Annotated in this window: 19 protein-coding genes; 9 read left to right on the top strand and 10 right to left on the bottom strand. The window is 60.9% G+C overall.

The window, feature by feature from the left end:
- Positions 1-7 precede the first annotated feature (7 nt).
- From G6N83_RS10055 to G6N83_RS10020, 8 genes are all read right to left on the bottom strand, one after another.
- Positions 8-1,438 carry a ferredoxin reductase family protein gene (locus tag G6N83_RS10055; RefSeq protein ID WP_165141690.1) on the bottom strand — a complete coding sequence of 477 codons (1,431 nt, stop codon included), beginning with the start codon at positions 1,436-1,438 and terminating at the stop codon, positions 8-10.
- A gap of 60 nt (positions 1,439-1,498) precedes the next feature.
- Positions 1,499-2,821: an ATP-binding protein gene (locus G6N83_RS10050; protein WP_165141688.1), complete on the bottom strand. Its 1,323-nt coding sequence runs from the start codon at positions 2,819-2,821 to the stop codon at positions 1,499-1,501.
- Positions 2,818-3,540 (bottom strand): LytR/AlgR family response regulator transcription factor, encoded by a 723-nt coding sequence (locus tag G6N83_RS10045; protein WP_165141686.1) that lies wholly within the window; start codon positions 3,538-3,540, stop codon positions 2,818-2,820. Before G6N83_RS10045 ends, G6N83_RS10050 begins: the two co-directional genes overlap by 4 nt.
- Before the next feature lie 31 nt (positions 3,541-3,571).
- Positions 3,572-4,612: a glycosyltransferase family 2 protein gene (locus G6N83_RS10040; RefSeq protein WP_165141684.1), complete on the bottom strand. Its 1,041-nt coding sequence runs from the start codon at positions 4,610-4,612 to the stop codon at positions 3,572-3,574.
- Positions 4,609-5,235, bottom strand: a complete 627-nt coding sequence (locus G6N83_RS10035; protein ID WP_165141682.1) for a hypothetical protein — start codon at positions 5,233-5,235, stop codon at positions 4,609-4,611. The genes G6N83_RS10040 and G6N83_RS10035 overlap by 4 nt, the downstream gene beginning before the upstream one ends.
- Positions 5,235-7,703, bottom strand: a complete 2,469-nt coding sequence (locus tag G6N83_RS10030) for a glycoside hydrolase family 3 C-terminal domain-containing protein (protein ID WP_165141680.1) — start codon at positions 7,701-7,703, stop codon at positions 5,235-5,237. Before G6N83_RS10030 ends, G6N83_RS10035 begins: the two co-directional genes overlap by 1 nt.
- A 72-nt stretch (positions 7,704-7,775) precedes the next feature.
- Entirely contained in the window at positions 7,776-10,682 is a 2,907-nt protein-coding gene (locus G6N83_RS10025) for a glycoside hydrolase family 3 protein (RefSeq protein WP_241246182.1), read from the bottom strand.
- A gap of 241 nt (positions 10,683-10,923) precedes the next feature.
- Positions 10,924-11,520: a DoxX family protein gene (locus tag G6N83_RS10020; RefSeq protein ID WP_165141678.1), complete on the bottom strand. Its 597-nt coding sequence runs from the start codon at positions 11,518-11,520 to the stop codon at positions 10,924-10,926.
- A gap of 180 nt (positions 11,521-11,700) precedes the next feature.
- Here G6N83_RS10020 and G6N83_RS10015 point away from each other — a divergent pair, with 180 nt between their 5' ends.
- Positions 11,701-12,432, top strand: a complete 732-nt coding sequence (locus G6N83_RS10015) for a VIT1/CCC1 transporter family protein (protein WP_165141676.1) — start codon at positions 11,701-11,703, stop codon at positions 12,430-12,432.
- Here the strand turns inward: G6N83_RS10015 and G6N83_RS10010 are convergent.
- A complete protein-coding gene (locus tag G6N83_RS10010; RefSeq protein ID WP_165141674.1) occupies positions 12,429-15,329 on the bottom strand; it encodes a glycoside hydrolase family 2 TIM barrel-domain containing protein in 2,901 nt (966 codons plus the stop codon). The two genes, G6N83_RS10015 and G6N83_RS10010, sit on opposite strands and share 4 nt — an antisense overlap.
- A 133-nt stretch (positions 15,330-15,462) precedes the next feature.
- On the opposite strand from G6N83_RS10010, the gene G6N83_RS10005 reads away from it, so the two are divergent.
- The 3 genes from G6N83_RS10005 to G6N83_RS09995 all read left to right on the top strand — a co-directional run bounded on the left by G6N83_RS10005 (position 15,463) and on the right by G6N83_RS09995 (position 19,516).
- The gene (locus tag G6N83_RS10005; protein WP_165141672.1) at positions 15,463-16,506 is read left to right on the top strand and encodes an LLM class flavin-dependent oxidoreductase; all 1,044 of its coding nucleotides are present in this window, start codon (positions 15,463-15,465) and stop codon (positions 16,504-16,506) included.
- A 71-nt stretch (positions 16,507-16,577) separates the two neighbouring features.
- On the top strand, positions 16,578-18,929 hold the full coding sequence (locus tag G6N83_RS10000; RefSeq protein ID WP_165141670.1) for an AAA family ATPase: 2,352 nt from the start codon (positions 16,578-16,580) through the stop codon (positions 18,927-18,929).
- Positions 18,930-19,183: 254 nt separating this feature from the next.
- Positions 19,184-19,516, top strand: a complete 333-nt coding sequence (locus tag G6N83_RS09995; protein WP_183408404.1) for a hypothetical protein — start codon at positions 19,184-19,186, stop codon at positions 19,514-19,516.
- Positions 19,517-19,710: 194 nt separating this feature from the next.
- Here G6N83_RS09995 and G6N83_RS09990 read toward each other — a convergent pair whose 3' ends face one another.
- Complete coding sequence (locus tag G6N83_RS09990) at positions 19,711-21,339, bottom strand: serine hydrolase (protein WP_206535805.1); 1,629 nt, start codon at positions 21,337-21,339, stop codon at positions 19,711-19,713.
- Positions 21,340-21,532: 193 nt separating this feature from the next.
- Between G6N83_RS09990 and G6N83_RS09985 the strand changes: the two genes are divergently transcribed.
- The 5 genes from G6N83_RS09985 to G6N83_RS09965 all read left to right on the top strand — a co-directional run bounded on the left by G6N83_RS09985 (position 21,533) and on the right by G6N83_RS09965 (position 26,511).
- Positions 21,533-23,224, top strand: a complete 1,692-nt coding sequence (locus tag G6N83_RS09985; RefSeq protein ID WP_165141668.1) for a sensor histidine kinase — start codon at positions 21,533-21,535, stop codon at positions 23,222-23,224.
- Positions 23,215-23,895: a response regulator transcription factor gene (locus tag G6N83_RS09980; protein ID WP_165141666.1), complete on the top strand. Its 681-nt coding sequence runs from the start codon at positions 23,215-23,217 to the stop codon at positions 23,893-23,895. Before G6N83_RS09985 ends, G6N83_RS09980 begins: the two co-directional genes overlap by 10 nt.
- A gap of 13 nt (positions 23,896-23,908) precedes the next feature.
- A complete protein-coding gene (locus G6N83_RS09975) occupies positions 23,909-24,277 on the top strand; it encodes an MmcQ/YjbR family DNA-binding protein (RefSeq protein WP_165141664.1) in 369 nt (122 codons plus the stop codon).
- 275 nt (positions 24,278-24,552) lie between these two features.
- A complete protein-coding gene (locus tag G6N83_RS09970) occupies positions 24,553-25,518 on the top strand; it encodes a hypothetical protein (RefSeq protein WP_165138066.1) in 966 nt (321 codons plus the stop codon).
- A 51-nt stretch (positions 25,519-25,569) separates the two neighbouring features.
- Positions 25,570-26,511 (top strand): linear amide C-N hydrolase, encoded by a 942-nt coding sequence (locus G6N83_RS09965; protein WP_165141662.1) that lies wholly within the window; start codon positions 25,570-25,572, stop codon positions 26,509-26,511.

Genomic DNA, 26,511 nt, shown 5'->3' with positions numbered 1-26,511 from the left:
CCTACGCTCAGACCGTGAATGCTTCAGAGTGAATGCGCTCGGGCTCAACGCCCGCACGCTTGAGGTCACGCGTCACGTGCTTCATCCACGGGATCGGACCGCACACGTACACGTCGTACTCACCGAGGTCTGGCGCAAGATATTGGATCAGGTGAGCGCCGCGCCATTCGTTGTGGCTGACCGAAATCCAGGGCGAGTTGCGTGTCGAGCGAGACCCGACGAGCGGCACATGCCGCAATCCGCGCCGCGCTACGAGATCAGCGATCGCATCGACCCGCAGCGCATCGTCGGCCACGCTGTCTCGCGCAATGAGAGTCGCATCACCCGGGGCGTACTGCTGCTCTTCGAGCAGCGAGACGAGAGGTGCAACACCCGCACCTGCGCCGATCATGAGCAGCTTCGTTCCGCCCCGCACTTCGCCGGTCATATGCCCATAAGGACCCTCGATCATCACTTTGGTGCCGGGGCGCATCGAAGCGAGACGTCGCGTGCCATCGCCCGCATACCGGGCAGAAATCGACAGTCCGGCAGCGGTCGGAGCCGACGCGAGCGAGAAGGGGTGCCCGCGTGTCCAACCTGGGCCGTCCAAGAACCGCCACACGAAGAATTGGCCGGCTTGCGCATTGAGGCGGTCGAGGCGCCGACCGGTCATCTGCACCGTCACGCCCCGTGCACCATCGGCGGTAACGGATGCCACACGAATGTCGTGGCGCAGGGAACTGAGCAGCGGCATCCCGAAGCGAAAGACGATGACGGATGCCGCAGCCGCTGCCCACAGTGCCCACCAGTAGAAAGTGGCAGCGGGAGATGAGAGAAAGTCAGCACCGGTCCACAGCTGGTGCGGCAGCGCAAGCCCCACGCCGAGATAGGCGTAGAGGTGCAGCAGGTGCCACGACTCGTAGCGGATCCGGCGGCGAGCGCGGCGGATCGAAGTGACAACGACCATGATGATGCAGAGGGTCGCAACGGTTGCGAGCAGCATGCCGGGGTAGTCCCAGACGAACTGCCACAACTGCACGAACGGATTGATCGCGGCGGTGGCGGCGTAGCCGAGCACGAGCAACACGATGTGGGCCATGATCAGCCAGAACGACCAGAAGCCAACGAAGCGATGCATGCGCGTGATCTCGTCACGCCCGAATCCGCGCTCGAAAAACGGGATGCGCGCCATGAGCAGCACCTGGTAGAGCAACAGGTTCGAAGCAACGAGACCGGTCAAACGACCAAGCGTCGTTAGCGTTTCCCCGTTGAAGCCGAGAACAGCTGTGACGCCTCCGCCCCACACCCATAGGGCAACAACGAAGAGGCTAGAGAGCCAAATGAACACCGTCGCGCCGACGTTCCACGCTTTCTTGTGCGAACGCGTGCGCGTGCGAAGTACTGGGGTCACGGGAGCCGCGGGAGCGGGTGCTGTCGTCCGCGCTGCGAGAGTGGTCATACCCACATGTTCGAGTGCGCTCTCTCAAAGAGCTCTAAGAAAGCGGCTCTCTCAGTAACCTCATAGAACTTCGGCTCTCGGCAACAAGATTCGGAGCGAAAACCACTGCTCGGTCGAGCTCAGCGACATCGACCCGCCGTACCGTTCAGCTGCGGCTTCGATATTTCGCAGCCCATAGCCGTGCTCATCCCCCGCTTTGCGCGTGACAATTCGACCATCGCGACGAGCCACCACCCCGTCGAACGTGTTCTCCACACTGATCATCACAAAGTCGTTGCGGGCGAACAGCGAAAACTTCACGAGGCGCTCTTCGGCATTGGCGACACGCAAAGTTGCTTCGAACGCATTGTCGAGCGCGTTACCGACGATTGCGGTCACATCGAGCGGACTTAGCGCGTTCAGAAGGCGCCCGTCAGCAACCGATGTCATTTCGATGCCGCTTTCACGCGCGTAAAGCTGCTTACCCATCAACACGGCATCAAGCACCGAGTTGCCCGTCCGGATGCTCGCCCCGTAGTTCTGAATCGACGTCTCCAGCTCGTTGAGTATCAGCAGGCGCGATTGCGGGTCTTGCTCTGCTCTGATCGCCTCGAGGTGGTGCTTCATGTCGTGATACTTGCGATTCACTTCATCGATCGCGCGACGCGACATCTCGTACTGGTCGTGCTGACTTGTGAGCAATCGTGCCATCGCGTCGGCTTCACGCCGAGCTTGCAGACTGCGTCTCACTTCGAGTTGCCCGTAAAGCGCGATGTATCCGCACAGGTCGACAAGGGTGCGAATGTAGAAAACCTCGGTACCGACACGACCACTGAACGGTGTGTTGGCATTGACGAAGCTGAGATTTGAAATGCCGAACGTCGCCACCGCGATGGCCAACGCGCTCACGAGTTCGCCCACCCCGACTTCGAACTCGATCCCCCGCGGCAGGTGCCGCCGCTCCGCCCACCACGCGAGCGCAAAAACAGAGCCGTAGACCGCAAGCATCACGCTCGTTCGCACAACCTGTGGAGCAGCGTCGAGATAGAACCGCTCCAACTGCCAGTGCACGGATGCCGTCAACTCCGCGAGAACGAAAGCACGCGCGGCGAGGTATCCCGCCGTCGTGGCCGTCACCTCGAGACTGACGCGCACGATGACAAACATCGTGAAGGCTGCAGCGAGCATGCCGAATATCCAGAGCGAAAGCGGCAGCGATCCAGCCCACATCTGAACTGCCACGAGTGCGAGCAACGCGAGAAGCGTCACCATCGACGTCCCGACCCACCGCATCCGCCGATTGACGAGCAGCATGAAGACCATGCACGCGCCCCACTCGGCGACCGCGGTGAATATTCGGGGAATGTCTGCTGTTGCGGCGGTCGCTACCTCGACCACGCTCACGTCGTGATCCCGCGCGCACTGATATATGCCGAAAGAACCGCAAGAAACTCTTTCTTCCGCGGCCTGCTGATCTGCAGGCGCACTCCCCCGCGCACGCGGCAGTCGTTGCCTTCGACACCAGTGACGTGACGCAGATTGACGAGATATCCGCTGTTGCAGCGGAAGAAACCGTCATCGGCGAGCTCTGATTCCATCGCCTTGAGGGTCGTCACGACCGTGTGATCAGCGTCGAGAGTGTGAATCATGACGTGATGCTTGACGCTCTCGATGTAGAGGATATCGGCAATATCCACGCGGTGGCGATCGCCATCAACGGCAGCGAACAGGAGGTGCCGCCGCTCTCGCCGCCGCAGGCGCACAAGACTTCGCGTGAGTTCTTGCGCGAATGCGGCATATGTCACGGGCTTCATGAGGTAGCTCAAAGCATCCACTTCGTAACCGGCGACTGCGTACTGCGGCGAGCTGGTGACGAACACGATGATTACCTCGCTATCGACCTCGCGGATGCGCCGCGCGGCCGTCATGCCGTCGACGCGCTCCATCTGAATGTCGAGAAAGAGGATGTCCCAGTCGGGTCGATAGTCCTCGAGAATGTCGGCACCATCGCGAAATGCCCCCACGTGGAAGGCCTCGCCCTGCTCGCGTTGGAACCGATCGAGGTGAGAAAGCAGCCGATCAATGCTCGCTGGGTCGTCCTCGACCACTCCGACTCGAATCACTGCTCTCCTCCCCTGTTCACACGCTTGCGGTCTAGCTAAATCCAACCACCCTTCGCGCCACGTGATACGCGAGCAGAGTGACACGTCGCCCGGCTTGTCCCGGAAGGTTGCTACTGGTTCCCATAAAGCTTCGCCTCATCCGCGTGTAGACCCACGGGTTTTCGCGCTTGATTTCAGCCCAGAAATCCTGACGTTTGCGAAGGTGCTCTGGTGTGCCACCGCGCGCGAGCGTCGCGGATGTGACAGCGCAGAGCGCTTCGACGTAGTGCAGCAGCGCTGTATACAGTGCAAGCGGGACTTCGCCGCTCGAAACCTGCGTGGGAGACGGCAGAGCGTGCAGAGCGAGCTTGTTGACGAGGAGCTGTTGATCGACGCGCGCAAGCATCACGTTAGCCTCGACCGACTGACCGACACGGCCGATGAAATAGTGATACAGGCTCACGGGTAGGTAGTACATCTTCCGAACACGAGCGAGCGGCACGATGACGTAAAGATTGTCGACGTAGAACGTGTGGTGGGGCAGCTGTAAGCCGCTTTCACGAAGCAAAGCTGTGCGATAGATGATGGCGTGCATCATCAGGTACTGCCGTTTACTGAAACGCTCCACATCGTTCCATCCGAAAACTTGTCGTTCCGGAAAGACGGAGTCGAACCGCGAAACCCGATTCTGTTTGCCCACCCGATCGTGCACGAAGTCGGTGAACAGCGCGTCGATGCCACCGACCGCATCACGTCCGCGAAGAGTATCGAGTACCCTCACCAGAGCCGCGCGATCGAGCCAGTCGTCGGCGTCGAGCACCTTGAGGTAACGACCCCGCGCGTGCGCGATTCCGGTTTCAATCGCGGCCCCGTGTCCACCATTCTTCTGGTGAACCACCCGAATCGTATCGGGGTGCACTGCCGCGAAGTTATCGGCAATCACACCCGTCGCGTCAGTAGAACCGTCGTCGACGATCACCACATCGATATCGCCGATGCCCACGAGGGAATCAACAGCACGGTGGAGATATGCGGCCGCGTTGAACGACGGAACGACGATCGTCAGCAGCGGCAGGGCGGCGCCTGTGGTCATGCCGATTCGCTCACCGATCCAACTTCCGGCTCGGTCTTCTTTTGCCGAAAGATCACTCGGAAGATCGGATAGAAGACCCAGAACGAGATCGCTGCGTTGATGACGCCGGTGATGAGGTCTGCGACTACCTCACCGGTCGATCCCCAGCCCCAGGTGTTCATAAGCAAATCGTAGATGGGCGCCTTGTAGAAACCCTGCGCGGCAGCAGCGATGAACGTAATGGCGACGTACGCGAGCGCGTACCAACCGGCGGCGATCCATGCCGATGTGTTGGATTTGAAGGTGATGTTTCGCTGCAGGAAGAAGTTGATTACCTGCGCGATCAGCAGTGTGATCTGCACCGCGAGAAAATATGCGAGCCCGCCGCCACCCTGCGGCAGAGCACCGGCGGCGTAATCGAAGATGTAGTACTGGCTGCCATCGAAATTCGTGCCGACCGGCAACGTTTGAAAATTGACGTTGACAAGATTGGTGAATGTATCGAAGAGCCACCGGAAGATGGGCAGCATCGCGAGCTGCAGTGCAGTCACACCGTTCGACAGCACAAAGAACACGAGGAATCGCGAAATTTCGGGGCGGCGAGTGGCGAAGTCGACCCACCAGTTCTTGATCTTGGTAAACATCACGAGCTCCTGTGTGAAGTGTGGGTGAGAGTCGCCGCAGCCGCGCGGAACTGCTCACGCGAACGCTTTTCGGCGCGGCGACCCCTGAAATAGGCAGACAGCACGCGACCAATGCCGCGGAATACATGGCCGTTGACGAGTGTCAAAACACCGTCGGTCAGCTGCCTCGTTGCGCGACCGCCGCTCATCTTCGACAGCACGCGGAAAGGCGCATTGAAGATGAAGAGAATATTGAGATCCGGCTCGCCGGACTCTTCGGCTTTGCGACGACGACCATCGATGATCCGGAATCCGAAGCGTGCCAGAGCACTCCGCGCCACGCGAATCCGGTCGATCGGATCGTTGAAGCCAAGTGGCCCGTCACCCCACGCCGCACGGGGCACCGGACGACCAAGCAAGGCCGAGAAGTCAGCATCCGAAACGTGCGCGATGTCAGCCCGGTGATAGACCTCGGCCGACGCTGCCACCGCTCCGGATTCGACCGTGCCAGCGACGTCGATCTGCGCGTTTAGCGACAGATTTCGCACGTGCGAACCGACGGCGATCTCGTAAGTTCCCGACTCGGTCTGCCACGACGAGGTGTTCTCATCGAAGAAACGGAAGGCGCGTTGTCCGAGTTCAATGGTCACTGTCTGCGACTGGCCAGGCTCGAGTCGTACTTTGGCAAAGCCCTTGAGTTCACGCTGCGGACGATAGAGCGAGCTCGCACTCACGCGGCCAACATAAAGCTGAGCAACATCGCTGCCCGCGCGCTCACCCGTGTTGGTCACTGTGAACGACGCAGAACCGCCATCGATGGTGAGGTTCTCGTAGGCAAACGTTGTGTAGCTGAGGCCGAACCCGAAGGGGAAAGCGACGGATGCCGCGACCGACTCGTAATACCGGTATCCCACGTAAAGTCCCTCGCGGTATTCCGCGGTGCGATGAACGCTTGGGAATGAGTCGGCGGCCGGGGTATCCAGAAGCTTGTGTGGATACGATTCTGCGAGTCTTCCACCAGGGTTTACTACCCCCGTCAGAAGATCGAGCATGCCTTCAGCACCACCCTGTCCGCCGAGATACCCGTGCACGAGCGCTTGAGCTTGGTGCGCCCATGGCACCTCAACGACACCGCCAGCGCTGAGCACGACAACGGTGCGAGGGTTTGCGGCGGCGACTGCGGCAAGGAGCGCCACCTGATCACCAGGCAACTCGAGAGTGGCGCGATCAATACCTTCTGACTCAGCGATTTCGGGCAGCCCCAGCGACAGCACGACAACATCGGCTTTCGTTGCGACGGCAATCGCCTCACGAACGAGCGCTGGGTCGGCTTTTCCGTCACGCCGGAAGCCCTGAGCAAAGTCAGTGAGTACGAGATCGGTGGACGCGATTGCAGCGCGGAGATTCGTCACGCGAGTCGCGTTGACGTTCGATGAGCCAGCGCCCTGGTAACGCGGCGTCTGCGCAAAATCGCCGATAAGCGCGACGCGTGTGCCTGCTGCGAGGGGCAGAAGCGCTTTTTCGTTCTTCAGCAGCACCGCAGACTCTGCTGCGGCGCGCCGAGCGAGCGCGTGATGCGCCTCAGCGTCGAACGTTGCCGGTGTTTCGCGAGCTGTCACGCGCTTGACGAGGTCGATGACCTCACGCACGCGTGCGTCGAGGTCAGCTTCCGAGAGCGTGCCCGCGCGCACGGCATTCGCAATCGCGCGAGCCGAGTCGAACCCCGGTGACGGCATTTCGATCGTGCCGCCAGCGTGAACCGCGCGAACGGCATCGTTTCCGCCACCCCAATCCGAAATGACGGCACCGTCAAAGCCCCACTCTTGGCGAAGTACTTCGTCAAGCAGGTGAGTGTTTTCGTGAGCGTACGCACCATTGACGAGGTTGTAAGAACTCATGATTGCCCAGGGGTTCGCGCCCGTGACAACGATCTCGAACGCTGTCAGGTACAGCTCCCGAAGCGTCCGCTCGTCAACGACCGAATCGCTGACCATACGGCGAAGCTCTTGGCTGTTCACAGCGAAGTGCTTGGGAGTGGCAGCAACGCCCTCCGACTGGATGCCGCGGACGTACGCTGCCGCGAGGCGTCCCGCAAGCTCGGGGTCTTCAGAGAAGTACTCAAAGCTACGACCACCGAGTGGATTGCGCTTGATGTTGAGACCCGGCCCCAGCAAAACGTGCACGCCCTGAGCCGAGGCTTCACGTCCGAGAGCCGCGCCGATTTCTTCCGCAAGCTCTTCGTCCCAGCTGTTGGCAACTGCGGCCGCTGTCGGAAAACAAGTCGCAGGCTCTGAGTCGTTAAGGCCGAGATGATCGGCTGAGCCGACCTGCTTTCGCACACCGTGGGGCCCATCCGACATCCATACCGCGGGCAGACCGATCCGCGGGATCGCTCGCGTTTGCCAGATGTTCTCGCCACTCAAAAGTGCGGCCTTCTCGATCAAGCTGAGGGCCGCAACCGATTCGGAGGAGTCAGGGGTGTTGTTCACTGTGTGTGTCTTTCTGTGCGGGGCCGGGAGTTTCCCCCCGGCCCCGTGATCAGTGTTGTTTCAGCCGCGCGATCAGCTCGCGGCAGGCTCTTCAGTCACGACGGATGCAAGACCGCGGTGACGACGAACCCGGATGATGATCCAGACAATGGCGCCGGCGATCAGGATGCCGAGCAGCACGGTGCCCGCGATCACGCCGACTTCCCAGGCCGCAGCCTGATAGGTCAGAGTTGCGCCCGGTGCCATGCCGTTGACCGCGTTCGAATTCGCGACGGTGTACAGCACGTTGTGAATGGCGTAACGGATGTTGTCCTGTGCGTACGCGCTCTGAGAATCTTCGACTGTCTTGAAGTTCTCAAACGTCAGCATGTGGTCGGTGCCACGCGCTGCCCACGCCTCATCGGGGTACATGTACGGGTACAGGTTGAAGTCGGTGATCGCCATTCCGGTGAACCCCCACTCTTCCCGCAACACGTTGTGCATGAGAGCTTCCGAACCACCGGCCCACGTCGCGCCGATGCGGTTGAACGAACTCATGATCGCCGTCGCACCGATATCGCTCGTGACCTGCTCACCATCAGCATCGAAGTACGTGAGTTCGCCCGAGGCATCCTTCACAACCATCTCGAACGGCTTCAAGTACAGCTCGCGGATCGTCTGCTCGGTTGCCCAGGTAGCGAGACCGTTGCCGTTGACACGGTTGGTCTCCTGGTCATTCATCGCGAAGTGCTTCGTGAACGAGTAGACGCCCTTGGTGAGTGCGCCATCGACAACGCTCGTTGCAAGCGTTCCCGAAAGCACCGGGTCCTCTGAGTAGTACTCGAAGTTGCGCCCGGCGAACGGAGAACGGTGGAGGTTGACGGCAGGTGCATACCAACCGTTGACGCCCATCGTCATGGCTTCGTTTCCGATCGCGACGCCCATCTCCTCTGCCAGCTCTGTGCTCCAGGTCTGGCCGATGAGGTACTCCGAGGGGAACGCGGTTCCCGTCCAGAGGTCCGGGTTGATGAACGAGCTGAACCCAGCGGGCCCATCAAGGTCGTTCGTGCGTGACTTTCCGATTTCGGGGAGCCCCGCCGTGTTGTACGCACCCGAGGTGAGAAGCGCGATCGTGTCGTCGAGGTCGAGCTGGTTCAGCAACTCATCCCACGCTGGGTCATCCCACTCGAGGCCGCGCATATCGATGAGCGACGCGTCGCCATCGGCATTCCAGGTAGGTGCCTCGGCATCCGTGTTCTCGTCCGCTGCAGCCGCAGCGTCGTAAGGAGCAAATGCCGCGATCGTCGCATCGCTGGCCTCATAAGCGTCTCCGGAGGGCGCCGTCGGGAAAGTACCCGCGAAGTCAGCGCGAGAGAACGCAATAAGAGGGCCATCGGTGTATTCGGTTGTGACGTCTGCGAACTGGTTGGTTGCTGCCGTCTCGTCGCTGTCGCGGCCTTCGGTGTAAACGATCGTGTCATCCACGTTGTAGGCGATCGGATCGATGCCCGCGGCCAGGTTGTGCGAGTCGGTCTGCACCTTGATCTCGTATGTGCCGGCATCCAGCACATACGAACCGGCTCCCGACTCGTCGTACGAGGCCATGTCTTCCACGGCGATCGTCATCGTCACGGTCTCTGTCGCGCCAGGCTCGAGAATTCCGGTCTTGGCGAAGTCTCCGAGAACAACCGACGACTTCTCGATGCCGCCAGGTGTGTAGGGAGCCGTGTAATAGAGCTGCACGACGTCCTGGCCCGCAACATCACCCGTGTTCGTGACGTCGACATCAACGGATATTTCTCCATCGACATCGCCGAGTTCTTGGCCGGTGACGGCCCATTCGAAGTCGGTGTAGCTGAGGCCGTACCCGAACGGGTAGACAACAGCCTCGTCGTAGTTGATGAATCCTTCGACTGCGGCGGTCTCGTAGTAGCGGTAGCCGACGTAGATGCCCTCGTCGTAGTTCACGAAGTACGCGTCGTCGAGGTTGGTGTACGCGTAGTCACCGAAGTTCTGGAACGTCGGGTCTGCCGTGAAGTCGCTCGAGAATACGTCAACCGTGTGGCCCGAAGGATTCACTGCGCCGCTCAGAATGCTTCCGAGAGCGTTGAAACCGGTCACACCGGGCGATCCGGCCAGAATGATGCCGTCGATGGCGTCATCGTTCTGGAGCGATCCCAGCTCCATCGACGTGGACGCGTTGATCACAACGATGACAGTGTTGAAGTTTGCTTCAGCGAGCGCGACGAGGTCTTTCTCGTCTTTGTTCAGCTCAAGCTGGTGCTGTCCAGCTTCCGCGTTGTCGTCCCACGCCTCCATGTTGGTAGCCAGGTCGCCGCCCTCGCCGCCGCCACGACCGATCACGATAACTGCCGCGTCGTTGTAGTCAGTGAAGCTGTCGAGTGCGTCTTGCGAGTAGTCGGCAACAGGCATCTCGCCGATGTTGTAGTTCGAATCTTCCGGCTTGTCCATGACGATGTTGGTGCGCCCACCGTCGGCGGAGAGGTTTTCTTCGGCGAAGGCCGAGAGCTCTTCGTAGACCGTGTCGTTGACAGTGAAGCCAGCGTTCTCGATACCGTCGCGAATGTTGACGGCTGTGCGGGTGTCAGCTGTTCCCGAGCCCGATCCGCCATAGACGGGGTCTGCGGCGCCGCGGCCAAGCAGCGTGACGTTACCGAGAGCCAGCGGAAGTTCACCGGTGTTCTTCAGTAGTGTCATGCCTTCGTCTGCAATGTCTTCGACGAGTTCTGTTGACGCAGCCTTGGCCTCGTCAACAGTTGCGTAATCGCCGGAGTAGTACTCGGTGTCGAGCTCTGAACCCTCTGCGGTGTTCGTGATCTCGTACGTACCGGTGCCCATGTAGGACTCGATAGCTCCTCGGAACATGCCGATCGCGACGTTGGCTCCAATGGCGATAATCGCCACGACTGCCACAACCGGGATCCAGATCGCGAGAAACTTCTTGTTCGACATCGGCCTCTTAGCCGTGGTTGAACTCACTGTGTTCTCCTCTTGTGTGCAGACCCTCGTCTTCGGGGGTCAGCACCGCGCGACAATGCGGCGGCGCCGTGACCCATTCCACATCGGTCTCAAGAGGGTGATTGACGCAAATGCACAAACTGTCATTTTGCTCGCATGATCTGTCTGCCGAGGAGCAGATTTTGCCCGCGCACCTGCAACGCTAACGTCGAAAAAGGCCCGCAACCTAGAGGAGGTTGCGGGCCGTAGGGGCTAGCTGCGGTCAGACCAGCCAGTGGTTCTTCTGCACGATCGGCAGTTTCTTCCACTGAGCGCCGAACCCCCATGTGTCACCAGCAGAAGCTGCGGCGACGACAATCAGCATCAGCGCGTAGATGATGTGGTAGTCAACCAACGGGTTGGTGGACCCCGTCAACATGGCGAACGGCCATTCTGCGAGGTACATCATGATCATGATCGCGGTGCCGGCAACAGCAGAGATCCGAAGACCAACGCCGAGCATGACCGCCAGGCCGACACCCAGCATTCCCGCCATGAACAGCACATCGACGAGCGGGCTCGCGATGCCCTGGAAGAACGGCTGCAACGGCCCCGTCACCGCTTCGCTGTTGAGGAAGCCCTGAGCGGGGGTGCCGCCGTTCACCCAAGCTCGCTCTACCGGAGTAGAAAAGCCAAGGCCAAACGTCTTGTCGAGAAACGCCCACAGAAAGATGAAGCCGATGGCGTACCGAGATACTGCCAAAACCCGACGAGCGATAATTGACGTGACGACGTCTTTTTCTGCGGGGATGGCCTTGAGGGCCGCGGCGTTGCTGGTAGCAGCGGTCGTGGTGACGCGGGGAGCCGCGGTGGTGGACATGGTGTTCTCCTATGTGGTGATCAGGGGCCGGTTTTCATTTCGGATCCCCTTGGTGACTTTGTGGCCTGACCACACATACGATCCTCTGGATCAACTCTCAGCAATAGGGACTTTGGTCCCGGCGTTCAGAAATTTCTCAGAAAGTCCGCGCGGCGCCGCTGCACGTGCTTTGCTGTGGACATGACGACGGACTCCGCGCTTCCCCCTGCTGGTCACCCCCACGAACCGCACCAGGAGGGACTAGCGAAGCGACTCAATTGGCTGCGCGCCGGCGTGCTCGGCGCCAATGACGGAATCGTGTCGACGGCTGCCATCGTCGTGGGTGTCGCAGGCGCGACGAGTGCCGTCGCGCCGATCTTCATCGCCGGTATCGCAGGTCTCGTGGGTGGCGCGATCTCTATGGCCCTTGGAGAATATGTCTCCGTCAGCAGCGCTCGCGACAGCGAGCACGCTCTCATCGAAAAAGAGAAGCGCGAACTGCGTGAGATGCCCGAAGAAGAGCTCGAAGAGCTTGCGGGAATCTACGAGTCGAAAGGCCTGAAGCCGGCAACGGCACGTCAAGTGGCCGTCGAGCTCACCGCGCACGATGCGGTCGCAGCGCACCTCGCCGCTGAGCTCAACATCGATGAGAGTGACGTTGTAAGCCCGTGGGCGGCCGCCGGAGCATCGGCTCTCGCCTTCACGATCGGGGCGATACTTCCGCTCCTCGCCATCCTCCTGCCGCCCGCCGGGTGGCGGGTGCCCGTCACTTTCATCTCGGTGCTGCTCGCACTTGCAGTGACCGGATGGATTGCGGCCTACATCGGAGGCAGTTCGCGTACAAAGTCGGTCGTTCGCGTACTGATCGGCGGCGCCGCTGCACTTTTCGCAACCTACGGAATCGGCTCGCTCCTCGGAGTCTCCGGAATCTAGACCGTCGCAGGCGCTGTGCTCAACACGAGCGAGATTCGCCCGGGCTGAGGAGCCACCCGATAACGCTGCAGGATTCCGGGACCACACGTGGCCGTGCCGACGCCAGACTGCGCGAGATCGATCGAGACGTACGTGTTGCCGTCGGCGACAAGATCCGCGTTGTGCGTTGTTTCCGCGAGCGTTTTTCGGGAGTGTGGCGAGACCGTGAGCGCGAACGGCTGCGACAGGGTTCGCACGGTGAGCGAACCAGCATCCGTCTGCACCGTGGCTTCGCGAACCTCACGGCGCGAACCACTCTCTTGCGGCCGCACGTGATCGACAGTGAGATGAGCGCGCTCGACATTCCACCAACCGTGCGAGACGCCCGACGCGGAATCCGGGTACGCCTGACCAGGACCGAGACCGAAGTAATCCATGCCCCGCGGGGGCGAAGCAATCACGAAGTCGAGCCCTAACCGCGCCCAATCTGAAGTCCACTTGCCGCGAGGTTCGAGTGTGACATCGAGGCGAACATCTGTGGACGACAGCGCCGTCCAGGTGAAGGCACCCTCGATACCTGTCTCTCTGATGGGTGTGCCCGTTCGAGTCCGCACCGTGAGACTCGCTGATTCAATCTCGGCCGAGATGAATCGCGAGACGGTGCGGTCGATTCCGGCGTCGTGCCACCGATCAGCGAACGGCGGCTTCTCGGCTTCATCCCAACCTGGATAACGATCGTTGTCGGTCGGAGCACGCCAGATACCCACGGCGGGTCCCGCGATCGGTAGCGCGCCGAGAGTCACGAGGGCCCCATCGACGACACCGAACGACGCGGCTCCCACGTGCGACGCCGATGCGGTCAGCCCAGCCGTCGGCTCCGGTGCCGTGATGACGGTCTCACGCACGTCTTCGCCGCGTGAGACCACATGCCCCGCGGGTGCCCACGACGTCGCAACGCGCAGCCGCGCCTCGAGCGAAAGCACGTCGGCGAGTGCGGTCTCGACGACGGAGCGCGTGCTCTCTGGCAGCGGAATGCGCGTGCGCGACCTCGGCGAGATGCCCGCAGCATCCACGGTTCCGGCGGCGATCTCCACGCCGTCGACGACGCGCCGCCACACAAGCTCAAGGTGGTCGAGCGAAACCATGTCGTACCGGTTTGCGACGTCGATGTGGCTGCGGTCAGCGGCAACGACGATGCGCACCGGCGCAATGATCGCGGCGTAGTCGATGAGTCCGGGGCGCGGTTCGAGGTCTGCACTGACGAGGCCGTCGATCACGAAGTTGCTGTCGTGAACCGTCTCGCCGAAGTCGCCCCCGTACGCGATGCGTCGAGTGCCATCTGCGCCTGTGGTGGCGAGACCGTGCTCAATCCACTCCCAGATGAAGCCGCCCGCGAGGCGAGGATACTGCTCGAAAAGATCCCAGTACTCAGCAACAGCCCCAGGACCGTTGCCCATCGCGTGGCCGAACTCGCACTGGATGAAAGGAAGAGTGCGCCGATGCATTTCCGCCGCCGTTGCCGTAATCGGGGCTGGCTGTTCAACCTCGCGCCCGATCTCACCGACCTCGGCATGCGACGCGTACATGCGTGAATATACGTCGACGTAGGTGCTCGACCAGTCACCCTCGTAGTGCACGAGGCGAGAAGAGTCGAACGCTTTCACCCATGAAGACATCGCTTCGAGGTTGGCGCCGGTTCCCGCCTCGTTTCCGAGCGACCACATGATGACGCTCGGGTGGTTCTTGTCGCGATTGACGGTGCGACGGATGCGGTCAAGGTAAGCCTCGCGCCAGGCATCATCGTTGCTCGGGTTTCGGCGCCATTCGGAATGCTCGAAGCCGTGCGACTCGAGGTCGCACTCGTCGATGATGTAAAAACCGAGCTCATCGAACAGATCGAGAACCTCGGGGTGCGGCGGATAGTGCGAGGTGCGGACGGCGTTGATGTTGTGGCGCTTCATGAGCGACAGCTCGGCGCGCACACGCTCAGGATCAAAGACGCGACCCTTGTCGGGATGGTGTTCGTGACGGTTGACTCCGCGCAGCATAACCGGGCGACCGTTGACGAGCAGTTGCGCCTCTTCGATGTGCACGCGACGGAAGCCGACGCGCAGCTGCACGGTTTCGCTCGCGGTACTGATCTCAGCGTCGTAGAGCGTCGGAGTTTCCGCCGACCAGGGTTCAACGAGGCCGACCTCGATCGGCCCTTTCGCCACGGCATCGACGGTGAGCGCTGGGATCGTCAGCCGAGCGTCGACGTCGTTCTGCACGGCTACCTTCACGTCGAGCGTTCCGGCACCGGTCGCCGGATCGTAGTCAGCCACGATGAAGATGTCTTCGATGCCACCATCTGGCCGCCCCAGCAGAGTGACGCTTCGAAAGATGCCAGGGAGCCACCACATGTCCTGGTCTTCGATATAGCTCGCGTCGCTGAACTGCATCACGCGCACGGCCAGCTGGTTTCCGCTCTCGCGAAGAGATGCGGTCACATCGAACTCCTGCGTGAGCCGGCTCCCCCGAGTGGTGCCGAGAAGCTCGCCGTTGAGCCAAATCTCCGCCGCCGACTCAATGCCGTCGAAACGGAGAACCACTCGATGGCCCTGGAGCGCAGCATCCGTGTCGAAATCAACCCGGTAGTCACCGATCTGGTTGGCATCCGGCGGGTACGGCGGGTCGAGCGGGAAAGGCATCTGGTGGTTGGAATATGCGGGCGATTCAAACCCCTGCAGATTCCAGTGCGCGGGAACGTCGATTTCGTCCCAGTTCTCGCATTCAGCTGTCTGCCACTGATCGTCGGGAGCGCCGCGCAGCGAGCGCGAGAGTCGAAAGTGCCATTTTCCGTCGAGCTGCTGCTCCGGCGCGTTGCTCGTGAGGCGGGCACGGGAAGAGAGCGTTCCAGTGGAGATCTGAGGGAGCATGAACAACCTTGTTATCGATATCAGGGCCTAACCGATCCTAGGTCGACCGGCGCGCCGATTCCAGCCCAGGCGATCACTGGGAGCACTATTCATTCACCGGAATGTTTTGTGCGGCTTTATCGTTGCAATCACTATGCAACGCTTTGGAACTCTCTCCTTCGGACACTACGGCCCCCTCGGTGGCGGCCGTGAGCTCACCGCTGGCGACTCGCTGCACCAGGCGATCGACCTCGCGCAGGGCATGGACGAACTCGGCGTCAACGGCGCGTACTTTCGCGTGCACCACTTCGCCCGCCAGCAGGCGTCGCCCATGCCGCTTCTCGCCGCAATCGCTGCGCGCACCAAGAACATCGAGGTAGGTACCGGTGTCATCGACATGCGCTACGAGAACCCCCTCTACTTCGCCGAAGAGGCAGCGGCCGTTGACCTCATCAGCGACGGCCGACTCGCGCTCGGCGTGAGCCGTGGTTCACCCGAGTCTGTGGTTCGCGGCTACGAGAAGTTTGGCTACACCGGGTCGCAAGACCCCCGTGGTGCTGACATCGCCCGCGAACACTTCGCAGACTTCTTGCGCGCAATCGAGGGCGTAGGTATCGGCGAACCCGACAACAACAGCCCCTTCAGTACCGGCGCTTCGGGCCTTCAGCGCATCGAGCCACACTCCCCCGGCCTTCGCGACCGCATCTGGTGGGGCGCCGGCAACAGCGAGTCGGCCGAATGGGCCGGACGCATGGGAGTCAACCTCATGTCGTCGACGCTGCTCACCGAACACAAGGGTCTCCCCTTCGACGAGCTTCAGGCACAGCAGATCGACGCGTTCCGCGCTGCATGGAAGGATGCCGGTCACCCGGGCACCCCGCGGACATCGGTGAGCCGCAGCATCTTCCCCATCACGACAGCAGAAGAGAACATGTACTTCGGCGGGCGCCAGGATGGCGACCAGGTCGGCGTCATCGACGGCATGCGGTCAACGTTCGGTAAGACGTACGCGGCAGCCCCTGACGTGCTCGTGGAGCAGTTGCTCGACGATGCGGCGATCCGCACCGCCGACACGCTCATGCTCACGATCCCGAGCCAGTTGGGTGTTGCTTATAATACAAGGCTGGTCGAGTCGTTTGCGAAGTACGTGGCACCGTCATTGGGGTGGAAGCCGAATACCGAGGGATACGCAATGTGAGTGCACCGAAGGGTGCTCTATCGGCCTGCGTCGCTCGATCCGCGACAACTGCCCCACGCTAGAGTCGGCTCATGCTCCGACGAATTGATGTGAAGGGACCATGGAGGTCACTTGACAAGGGTTTTTGGCCTGAGGCGACACCCCTAGGCGCACAATCCATCATCTATGGGCACAACGGGAGCGGGAAATCCACCTTCTCGCAACTGCTCCTGAGCCTCGCGGAAGACGCCGCCGTCACTGAGATGGTGTGGGAGGACGAAGACAAAACCCGCGTGACAGTTAACACGGGAGATAGCTCTCCATCGCCATCAATGGCTGTGTTTACGAGAAAATGGGTTGAGGACAACCTCAAGGATTTTCTGGACGGCGATAGCGCTTCAGCAATCGTCACTCTCGGCAGCGAGGCAATTCATGCGAAAGAGGTGGAAGCGCAGCTTGTCGACGAGATTGCCGAGCTCGTGGACGCGGAAGCCGACTCAGAAAAGCAGCTCAAAGCCGCCGACAAGCGTGCCGACAAGGTTGCAGCCGACGTTCAGAGCCAGATCGTCAGCCAGCTGCGGCCCTTCGACTACGAGCACTACACAAAAAATCGGTTCTCCCTCCCGCGAGTAAAGGAAGAACTCCGCAAGTATGGCGGCGACTTTCCTTCTGCCAACGAGCACGCGTCCGCACTTGTGAAACTGGCGGAATCCTCGCTCACCAGCCTTCCCATCGTGACTGCGGCCCCTTCAACTGCTGTCAGCGGACTTGAGGAACTGAGGGCGCTGTTGGGCGAAAGTCCAACGCGCCTCGCAATCGCTGCGCTCGAGGAGAACCCAACCGCACAGGCATGGGTGGAGAAGGGGCTCGCACTACATGAATCCCGCGACGACTGCTTATTTTGTGGTCATCACGTGGACGACTCTCGCCGCAAGCAACTAGCGGAGCACTTCGATGCGAGCTGGCTGAAGTTGAGAGCAAGGGCAAATGACCTAATCAAGGACGTTCGCTCTGCCATAAGCAGTCTCGAAAATTGGGAATCAAGACTGCCGTCTTCTTCTGACCTTACGTCCGATCTGCAACTTCCCTACGCGGACGCGGTCGGACAGATTCAGGCGGCTGTCAAAGCAAGGATCTCTCAGCTCCACGAGATCGAAGCGGCCCTCGAACTCAAATCCTCCGATCCGAGCACCCAGCCAACCTGCCCTGATCCTTCACCCCTGACGGAAGTCATCTCGGTGACCGTCGCCTCGCAGGCGATCATTGAACACAACGATCAGGTTGCTCGGCGTGAGGAGGTCATGGCCAACTACCGAGACGTTGCGTTCCGTCACATCGTGGGTTCTCAGCACGATGACTTTGCGGCAGCCGAGGAGAAGGCTAGAGAAGCAGCCCTACGTCAGACGACGAGTAAAGACAAGGCTCGTCTGGCGGAACGAAAGCTTGAACAAGTGCGCGCGGCTCAGTTCACGACGAAGGACATGGCGGACACTCTCAGTCGAGACCTCGCTCGTGTGTACGGCAAGAGTCACTTGACCGTGGTCGTTACGGACGATGGCAAGTCCTATGCCTGTCGGCGCGGCGATGATCCCGCAACACACCTGAGTGAGGGTGAGAGAACGACCCTCTCTCTGCTCTACTTCCTGCGACGCCTCGAGGATGAGCAGAAACCAGGAAACGAGCGAGCGCAACGAATCGTGGTCATCGATGACCCGTCCAGCTCCCTCGATCGAGAGGCACTGTTCGCAACCCATCAGTGGCTGCTCGACACGTTGGAGGATTTTGGGCAGTTCATCATCTTGACTCACGATTTCGGGCTTCTGCGGCTGTTCATCAAGTCGAAGGGAAGCAAGTGGGGATCCTCGAACAAGGCCATCCGGACGGGGGACGCTGACGAATCTCGATTCCCCAAGGTTGCGTTCTTAGAGATGTACTCAGCTCAAGACGGAGACCGTCGAGGTACGAGGATCGCCAACCTGCCCCCGCTCCTCTTGAGTACCACTTCCGAGTACGCATATCTATTTGCGATGGTCATGGCAGGCGTGGGGGACAGCCCCGATCACGACCGGCTCTTTCTTCTCCCGAATGCAGCGCGACGAGTTCTTGAGATCTTCGCAAGTTACAAGGCCCCTCATCGGACTGACTTCTCCGAACAGTTGCGTTCGCTGGTCGAGACTAAAGAAGGTGAGCCCTTCCGTGATGTTTACGACTTCTGCAACCGACATTCGCACGGTGAAGGTAGCGAGAGCGTGGACGTACTGGACGCGCGTTCCGTTCACGCTCAACTTCGCCGGGCGATGGAGTTCCTCAAGGCCGTAGACGAGGAACACTTTCAGAGGATGTGCCAGGCGGCGAAGATCAACAAGCAGCACTCGCTTTTGCGGGCGCCTCGAAGCAACGGCAGCTCCCCGCGCCCGACGGCAGACTCATCGACCAACACATAGCTCATCGCTGGCAGTCGCAGGAGTGGGTCTGCGCGAGTTTCGTGACGGGGGTCCGATGCGGGTCTGTGGCAATTTCGAAGCGCAAACCCCAGCGTCCTCATGACCCAAACCTTCTGAGCACTGCCGCCATGCGCAGTTCTAGATCGCGCGTCGGGTTGATCGAACGGGAGCAGCCTTGACGGTCTTCTCGGTGTCCGACAGCCTTGGGGGTAGGACGCGACGAACGGCAGCGTCCGGACGCCTGAGGGGGAACTGTGGAGCTACCAAACCATGACGACGTTATTGAGGCGATAGCGCGACGCCGTGAAGTGCTGGTCACCTTCCGATCGAAGGAAGATGGTGGCGCAGTCCTGGTTCGACGGTGCGCGCCGATGGATTACGGCCCGAGTCGTCGGGCGCACGACAAAACACCCCGCTATCACTTTTGGGATTGGGAGAGCGACAGCCCTCGCACTCATACCCTCTCGCTTCTCGCGATGCAGATCGAGTCTGTCGAGATCCTCGACACGACCTTTGATCCGTCATCCTTCGTCACATGGGCGCCGAAGTGGTTCGTCGAACGCACGACGTGGGCGCCGTTCAACTAGCTGGCCGTGTAGAGAACCAGCACACCCGCATGTCCCACGGCGTATAGCGATTCACGAAGCCCACGGCTCGCGGAGGCTGTGTTGCTTGCGATTGCCATCCCGAGCCAGCTGGGGGTTGAGTTCAACCTGCGTATGGTCGGGTCCTTCGCGAAGTACGTCGCTCCCGCATTGGGGTGGGAGCCGAGCAACGCAGGCTAGGGCGTTACGCGTTCCCAGGTACCCAAGCCCTGGGAGTTGAAGAAGTCGAGCGTGACAGCGTTGACCTGACCTTCGGAGCGAGTGAACTCAGCCGACGAAAGAGAACCCTCCGGGGCGTTCTCTCCGGTGGGAATGAATGAGTATTCGTCACCGTCCCACGGCGAAAGCACGAACTCATACTGACCGTCGGGCCCGAGGGCTCCCATCAGAGTCGATCCGTCGTCTGTCGCTGTGACCGAGAGGGTGCCGTAGTAGTCACTTTCGTACGTGCCAACGTATTCGGCGTAGTCACCGGGAGCTGCAGCATCTGTCGGGCGGGTCTCGCCCGCGAGATCACCAGCGGGTGCGAGATAGACGCCGAGCGCACCGGCGTAGTCCGCAAACCAGTCGCGCGTCTCGTACCCGAACTGCACGAGATCCAAGAACGACGAGGTGACTGCCTCCGCAGCACCCACGGGAGCACCGTTGGTGAGAACGACAATCCCAAGATCAAGACTCGGAATCATTCTGAAGCTGGTTCCCGCTCCCAAGACGAAAGCCCCCGAATGACTGATTGAGGCTCGCCCGCCCGGTTGGGACCCCACCTGGAAGCCGAATCCGTACATTCCCGTTCGTCCCGCCGCGGTGCCCGGGTGACCCGACACCATCTGCCCCGTCGTTGCGGCGAGCAGAGCTGACGAGTCAATATAGGTGTCTCCCTGAAACTCGCCCTCTGAAAGCACCAGATTCATCCAGGTGCCGAGGTCCTCCACGTTCGATGAGACACCACCCGCGGGCGACTGCTCCTCTGGATTGCGCTCGTAGAGCGGCGTGAACTCACCGTCAACCATCGCGTGCAGGTCAGCGCGATCGGCTTCGGCGAGAAAATCCTCGTAGCGAGAGCTCGTCGAATCCATGCCGAGCGGCTCGTATAGGTAGGTCTGAGCGGTGTCTTCCCACGTCATCCCCATCGCGGATGCTGCGGCTTCTGCACCAATCGTGATTCCGTAATTGGAGTAGTGATACTCCGCCCGAAACGCAGTCAAAGGCTGCAAGTACATGTGATCAAGGATGTATTGACGATCAAATCCGAGATCTTCGAGGTCATCGCCAGCTCCGGTTGCGAGCCCCGAGCGGTGGGAGAAGAAATCGCCGACCGTCGCGTTCTCGGTCACATACGGATCTGACAACTCGAAGCCGTCGAGTTCACTCTGAACTGGTGTTTGCCATGTGATTGCGCCGGCAGTGATCGCCTTAGCCACAACAGTTGCAGATATCGGTTTCGAAAGAGAAGCAAGCTGAAACACGGTTTGAGCGTCGATAGGGGCGTCGGTTTCTATGTTCTTTACACCGAAGCCCTCCGCATAGACCGTTTCTCCACCGTGGACGACCCCGATTGCGAGGCCCGGAATTCCAGCTGTGTCGAGCGCTTCTTGCGCAAGGTCTGGCAGCTGCGCGAGCGCCGAAGCGACGGCGGCATCGACCTCCTCATCGCTCGCACCCTCCGGGAGCGCAACTGCGTCAGCATCGGGGCTACCGCCGGCAACAACCTCAACTGTCGCTGGGGCGCTCGCGCACCCCGCGACCAGACCAACGATCGTAAGCGAGGAAAGAAAAACAAGGGGAAAGCGGTATCGCGAACGCACAGTTGCTCCTTGGCGCGGATCACAGAGAGGGAGATATCGAGCATGATCGTGCCCGATGTTTCTCACCCATCGTTACCCACCAGAACCACGTGCGATATAGACATGGGTCTATAGAGAGCGACAGTCTTCCGAGAGGATAGTGAGAGACGGAACATCCGCCCCACCACCGCCCAATCTCGCCGTCAGGAGCAAGATGTCGCGACAACGCCTCGCGAGCGCGCTCCTCCTGCTCGCGATTTCGGTTGCGCTTTTGGGCGCGCTGCAGCTCGCGCTCGTTTTGCCGGGGTCTGGTGTTCCCGCAGTTCTGACACTTTTCACGATCGTGTCGTGGGTCTACGCCGCAGCTGGGATTTTCGCCTGGTGGCGACGCCCGGCAAACGCGATGGGCATGCTCATCGTCATCGGGGGCTTCGCAACGCTCATTGCGGGGCTAGGCAATGCTCGTGTCGCGCCGCTGACAACCGTCGGCGCGATCTTCAGCACCACGATTTTCGCTGTCATCGTCCATTTGCTCCTGGCATTCCCCTCGGGCGGCCTCGACTCGCCTAGCGCTGCCGCCACAGTCATCGGCGCCTATGTCGTTGCGCTTCCAATGCAGCTCCCCTACATTTTCACTTCGGCAGATTCGCCAGAGTTCGCCGTCGCTAGCGCGACGCAACAGATCGCCGGGGCGGCAATCATGATCGCAACCGCCGTGATTCTCACCAACCGCTTGATGCGCGCGCAGCCACGAGCACGACGGATGCTGCTTCCGCTCTACTCCTACGGAGTCATCGCAGTACTCGCCGTACCCGGGACGAGCCTCGTCTTGACAGCTCTTGGCTTACAGGACGGGGTTGCTATCCCTGTGACGCAACTCATCGTGCTGATGGGGGTTCCGATCGCGTTCACGGCTGGCGTCTTAGACGGGAGCTTTGCACGCACCGGAGAGATCATTCAACTGAGCGAATGGCTCAGCACTTCCGATATCAACCGCGGCCCCATCACAGACGCCCTCGCCTACACCCTCGGGGATAGTTCCGTGCAACTGGCCTTCCGAGTAGATAACAGTGACTCTTACGTCGACGAGCACGGAACACCGCTTGAGCTGCACTCCGACACGCACCACCGCGGACGCGTCGCCGTCACCACGAATGGGCGTGAGATTGCAGTGATCGACTATGACACTCAGCTCACAGCACGCGACGACGACGTGCGCCGAGCGGGACAAGTCGTAGCTATCGCGATCGACCGCACGCGACTCGCCACCGAGCTCATCGCGGCGCAACGCGACGTTGTCGCCTCCCGTGCGCGCCTTGTCGATGCCGCCGACCAGGAACGCTTTCGGATCGCGCAGAATTTGCATGACGGCATCCAGGTACAGCTCGTGTTGTTGGCGCTCGAGGCCCAGCAGATTGCGAATTCATCGGCCACGCCGAGAAATGTGAGCATGCGCGCAACCGAGCTTCGCAAACGCATCGATGACGCAGCTGGTGATCTGCGGCGACTCGTGCACGACGTCGTCCCGCTTGCCCTGCTGCAGCGGGGGCTCGTCGCAGCCGTAGAAGATTTGGTCGATCGGATGCCGATTGCCACCAATCTCGAGACAGCATATGAGAAACCGGCGCTCACCTCGACAGTCGAAAACACGGCATATTTCGTCATTGCCGAAGCGCTCGCCAACACCGTTAAACACTCCGGGGCAACGTCCGCGAGCGTGCGAATTGACTCGGATACAGAGCGAGTGATTCTCGAAGTGAAAGACAACGGGCGGGGCGGCGCTGTCGCGGGAAAACGCGGTCTGGGCGGCCTCGCAGATCGTGTTGACGCGCTCGGTGGGCGCTTTTCCATTGATTCTGCGCCAGCGAACGGAACTCAGCTGATTGTGGAATTGCCATGCGCGTAGTGATCGGCGAAGACGAAGCACTTCTGCGACAGGGCCTCACGTTGGTGCTCGAACAAGCAGACTTCGACGTGGTCGCCGCTGTCGGAGACGCCGGCGCGCTCGAGGATGCCGTCATACAGCACGCGCCAGACCTCGTCGTGACGGATATCCGGATGCCACCGACCTTCACCGATGAAGGACTTGCCGCGGCTGTGCGCATCCGCAAGCATCACTCCGAAACAGCGGTAGTCGTTCTCTCCCAACATGTGCAGCGCAGATACGCTGTCGAACTCATTGGTGACGGTGGTGGACACGTGGGTTATTTGCTCAAACAGCGCATCTCCGACGTACGTACTTTCACTCAAGACCTGCGCCGCGTCGCTACCGGCGGGACAGCGCTCGACCCAGACGTCGTCGCAATTCTGATGTCGCGAGCTCGCATGCTCGGAGGCGGAATCGAGGCACTTACACCGCGCCAAAGCGAAGTCCTCGGACACATGGCTGAAGGACGCAGTAACGGGTGGATAGCGGACGAGCTGGGACTCTCCGAAAAAGCGATAGTGCAGCACACATCGCGCATCTACGACACGCTCGACCTCCCGGTAGATGCCGACGACCACCGGCGGGTGCGTGCCGTGATCCACTACCTCACTCACAGTCCGCCGACAACACCCGCGGGCCCCGCTAACTGACAAGATCGAGGTCATGGAAAGCATCCGTGATCGCGCGCGCGAAGTATGTCTCGAACTGCCTCAGGCAGTCGAGGAATACCCGTTTGGCGTGGAGACGGCCGTGTTCAAAGTACGCGGCAAGATGTTCGCCGCGATCCGGATGAACCAGTCACCCACCGCGATCACGCTGAAAGCGGCACCCCCGCATTGCGAAGCGCTAGTTCGCGAGTATGCCGAAATCACACCGGGTTACCACATGAACAAACGGCACTGGGTGACAGTTCAGTTGATCGACAGTGTGCCCGCGCTGCTTGTAGAAGACCTCATCGCGAACTTCTACGATCGCGTGCTTGACACCCTGCCGAGAACTAAAGAGGCGCCTCAACAGCCGGACGCATTCTGACGCTGTGGTGTCATTGGTATCGGATAGAATTTCCATAGCCGGCAGGGGGTGCTTGGTCGCGCTTTTCAACGCGACTGAAAGTATTCCCCTCGCGTCTCGCGCTTATCACCCGGTGCGTCCGACTCATACTTCAAGGAGCCCGAGTGTCTACCCCTACTCCCCCGGAAAACCCCGAACAGCCGGAACAGCAGACGCCTAATGCACCCCCGGCGCCACCAGCCCCGCCGGTACCCCCGGCACCTCCTTACAGCGCGCCGCTCGCGGGAGATCCGCGCATGCCCGCTTATCCTGCGCCGCCCGCCGGTGTCGCGCCCGCACCTCCGGCCGCGGCCCGTTCCGCGAAGCTCGCAATCTTTGCTCTCGTCTCGGCCGGTGTCGGTCTTATCTTTGCCGCGATCCCCTTCGTGACGTGGTTCTCGGGATTGTTCCTTCTCGCCGGTTTCGTCATGGGCCTCATCGCACTGATCAAGAAGAACCAGGGCGGCACCGGATTCAGCATTGCCGCCGTCGCCGTGTCGGTCGTCGGATGGATTCTTTCCATCGTCATGACCTTCGTGTCGTTCGGATTGATTAGCGACGCGACCTACGATGCGATCGTCGACGACTACACAGGTGAGATCGAGGGTGGCGCGCCTTACACGGATGACAGCACGGAAGACGTTGCGGGCGACGCGGAGTCGGTCGAGATTGTCGAAAGCGCGTTCGCTCAGGTCGACTACGCGGAGGATGTCTGGTGGTACGCCGTCATACTCGACAACCCGAACGACGACTACATCTTCGCCTACGAGGCGGTCGAAGTCACCGCTCTCGATGCGTCGGGTGCGGCCATCGACACGGCAACCGAATACCCGATGTTGCTCGCGGGCAAAAATGCGCTCTTCGGCGCATTCACTGAGATCGGCACGAACAAGATCGCCGAGATCGAGATCGTGCTTCCCGATGCGAGCGCCGGAGTATTTTCGCCCGCGGACGAAACCGGCACCCTCGACATCGGAGATGTCACGGCGACGTCAGACGAGTACGTCTCGTACGCGAGCGGAACAGTGAACAGCACGTTCGGCGAGGAACTTTCCGGTGTGTACATCACCGTGATCGCCCGCGATGCGGCTGGTGCGATTATCGGCGGCGGCTGGGACACCGTCGAGACGGTACCCGCCGATGGCTCATCCGCTCCGTTCGAGGTGATGCTCTCGCTCCTCTTGACCGACGGCTCCAGCTTCGAGGTCTACCCGAGCCTCTAGCTGCGGGCAGCCGTGGGTCGTGCTCCCACGGCGTCAGGTACGCTCACCGATATGTGCACTCGCATCTTTTGGAATGACAATGCCGTCGCGAAAACCGTGACGCGTTGCATGGACTGGGCCGTCAGCGACGAACCAGAACTGTGGTTCGTGCCTCGCGGCACCACGCGCAACGGAAATGGCGACGAAGCATCCCATTCCTGGACGTCTCGCTACTCGAGCGTCGCGACCAGTATGTGGAGCATGGGCACAGTCGACGGGCTCAACGAGAACGGGTTCGGAGCTCACGCGCTCTATCTAAACCCCGAAGACGTGTCATTCCCCGAAAATGACGGCCGACCCTCCGTCGCCAACGCGATGTGGGTGCAGTACCTCCTCGATAACTACGGCACTGTCGCGGAGGCCGTGGCAGACGTCGATCGCGTGCGCATCACGTCTCCGCTTTTTCGCGGCATGGAACTCGGTGTGCACATTGCGATCGAGGACGCCTCGGGCGACTCCGCAATCATCGAACCCCTCAACGGCACACTCGTTGTGCACCACGGGCCGCAATACACGGTGATGGCAAATTCCCCCACATTCGATGAGCAGCTCGAAAACCTCAAGCTGTACCGACCGTTCGGGGGCGAGCTGCCCCCACCCGGCGACATCACCTCGGCCGATCGTTTCGTGCGTGCTGCGTACTTTCTGAATTACCTACCCGAGCCCGAAAACACCGAAGAGGCCGTCGCCGGTGTCTTCCAGCTGATCGCGAACGTGTCGGTGCCCTACGGCGCTCCGTATTCCACCGGCGACGTTTACCCGACGTGGTGGCGTGCCGGGGCCGACCTCACGAATCGCATCTACTACTTCGGGTCGACCCGAAGCCCCAACATCTTCTGGATCGAACTCGACGAACTCGCAGATAGCCAAGAGATTCGAAAGCTCGATCCGCGCGAGCTCACCCTGGTCGGAGACCAGACGTCACACCTCGCACCCGCGGAACTGGTCTACTAA

It is taken from the genome of Microbacterium endophyticum, from assembly GCF_011047135.1.
GTDB classification, from domain to species: Bacteria; Actinomycetota; Actinomycetes; order Actinomycetales; family Microbacteriaceae; genus Microbacterium; species Microbacterium endophyticum.
The sequence above is the reverse complement of the archived record's forward strand: the minus strand, read 5'-3'. Positions and strand labels throughout refer to the sequence as shown.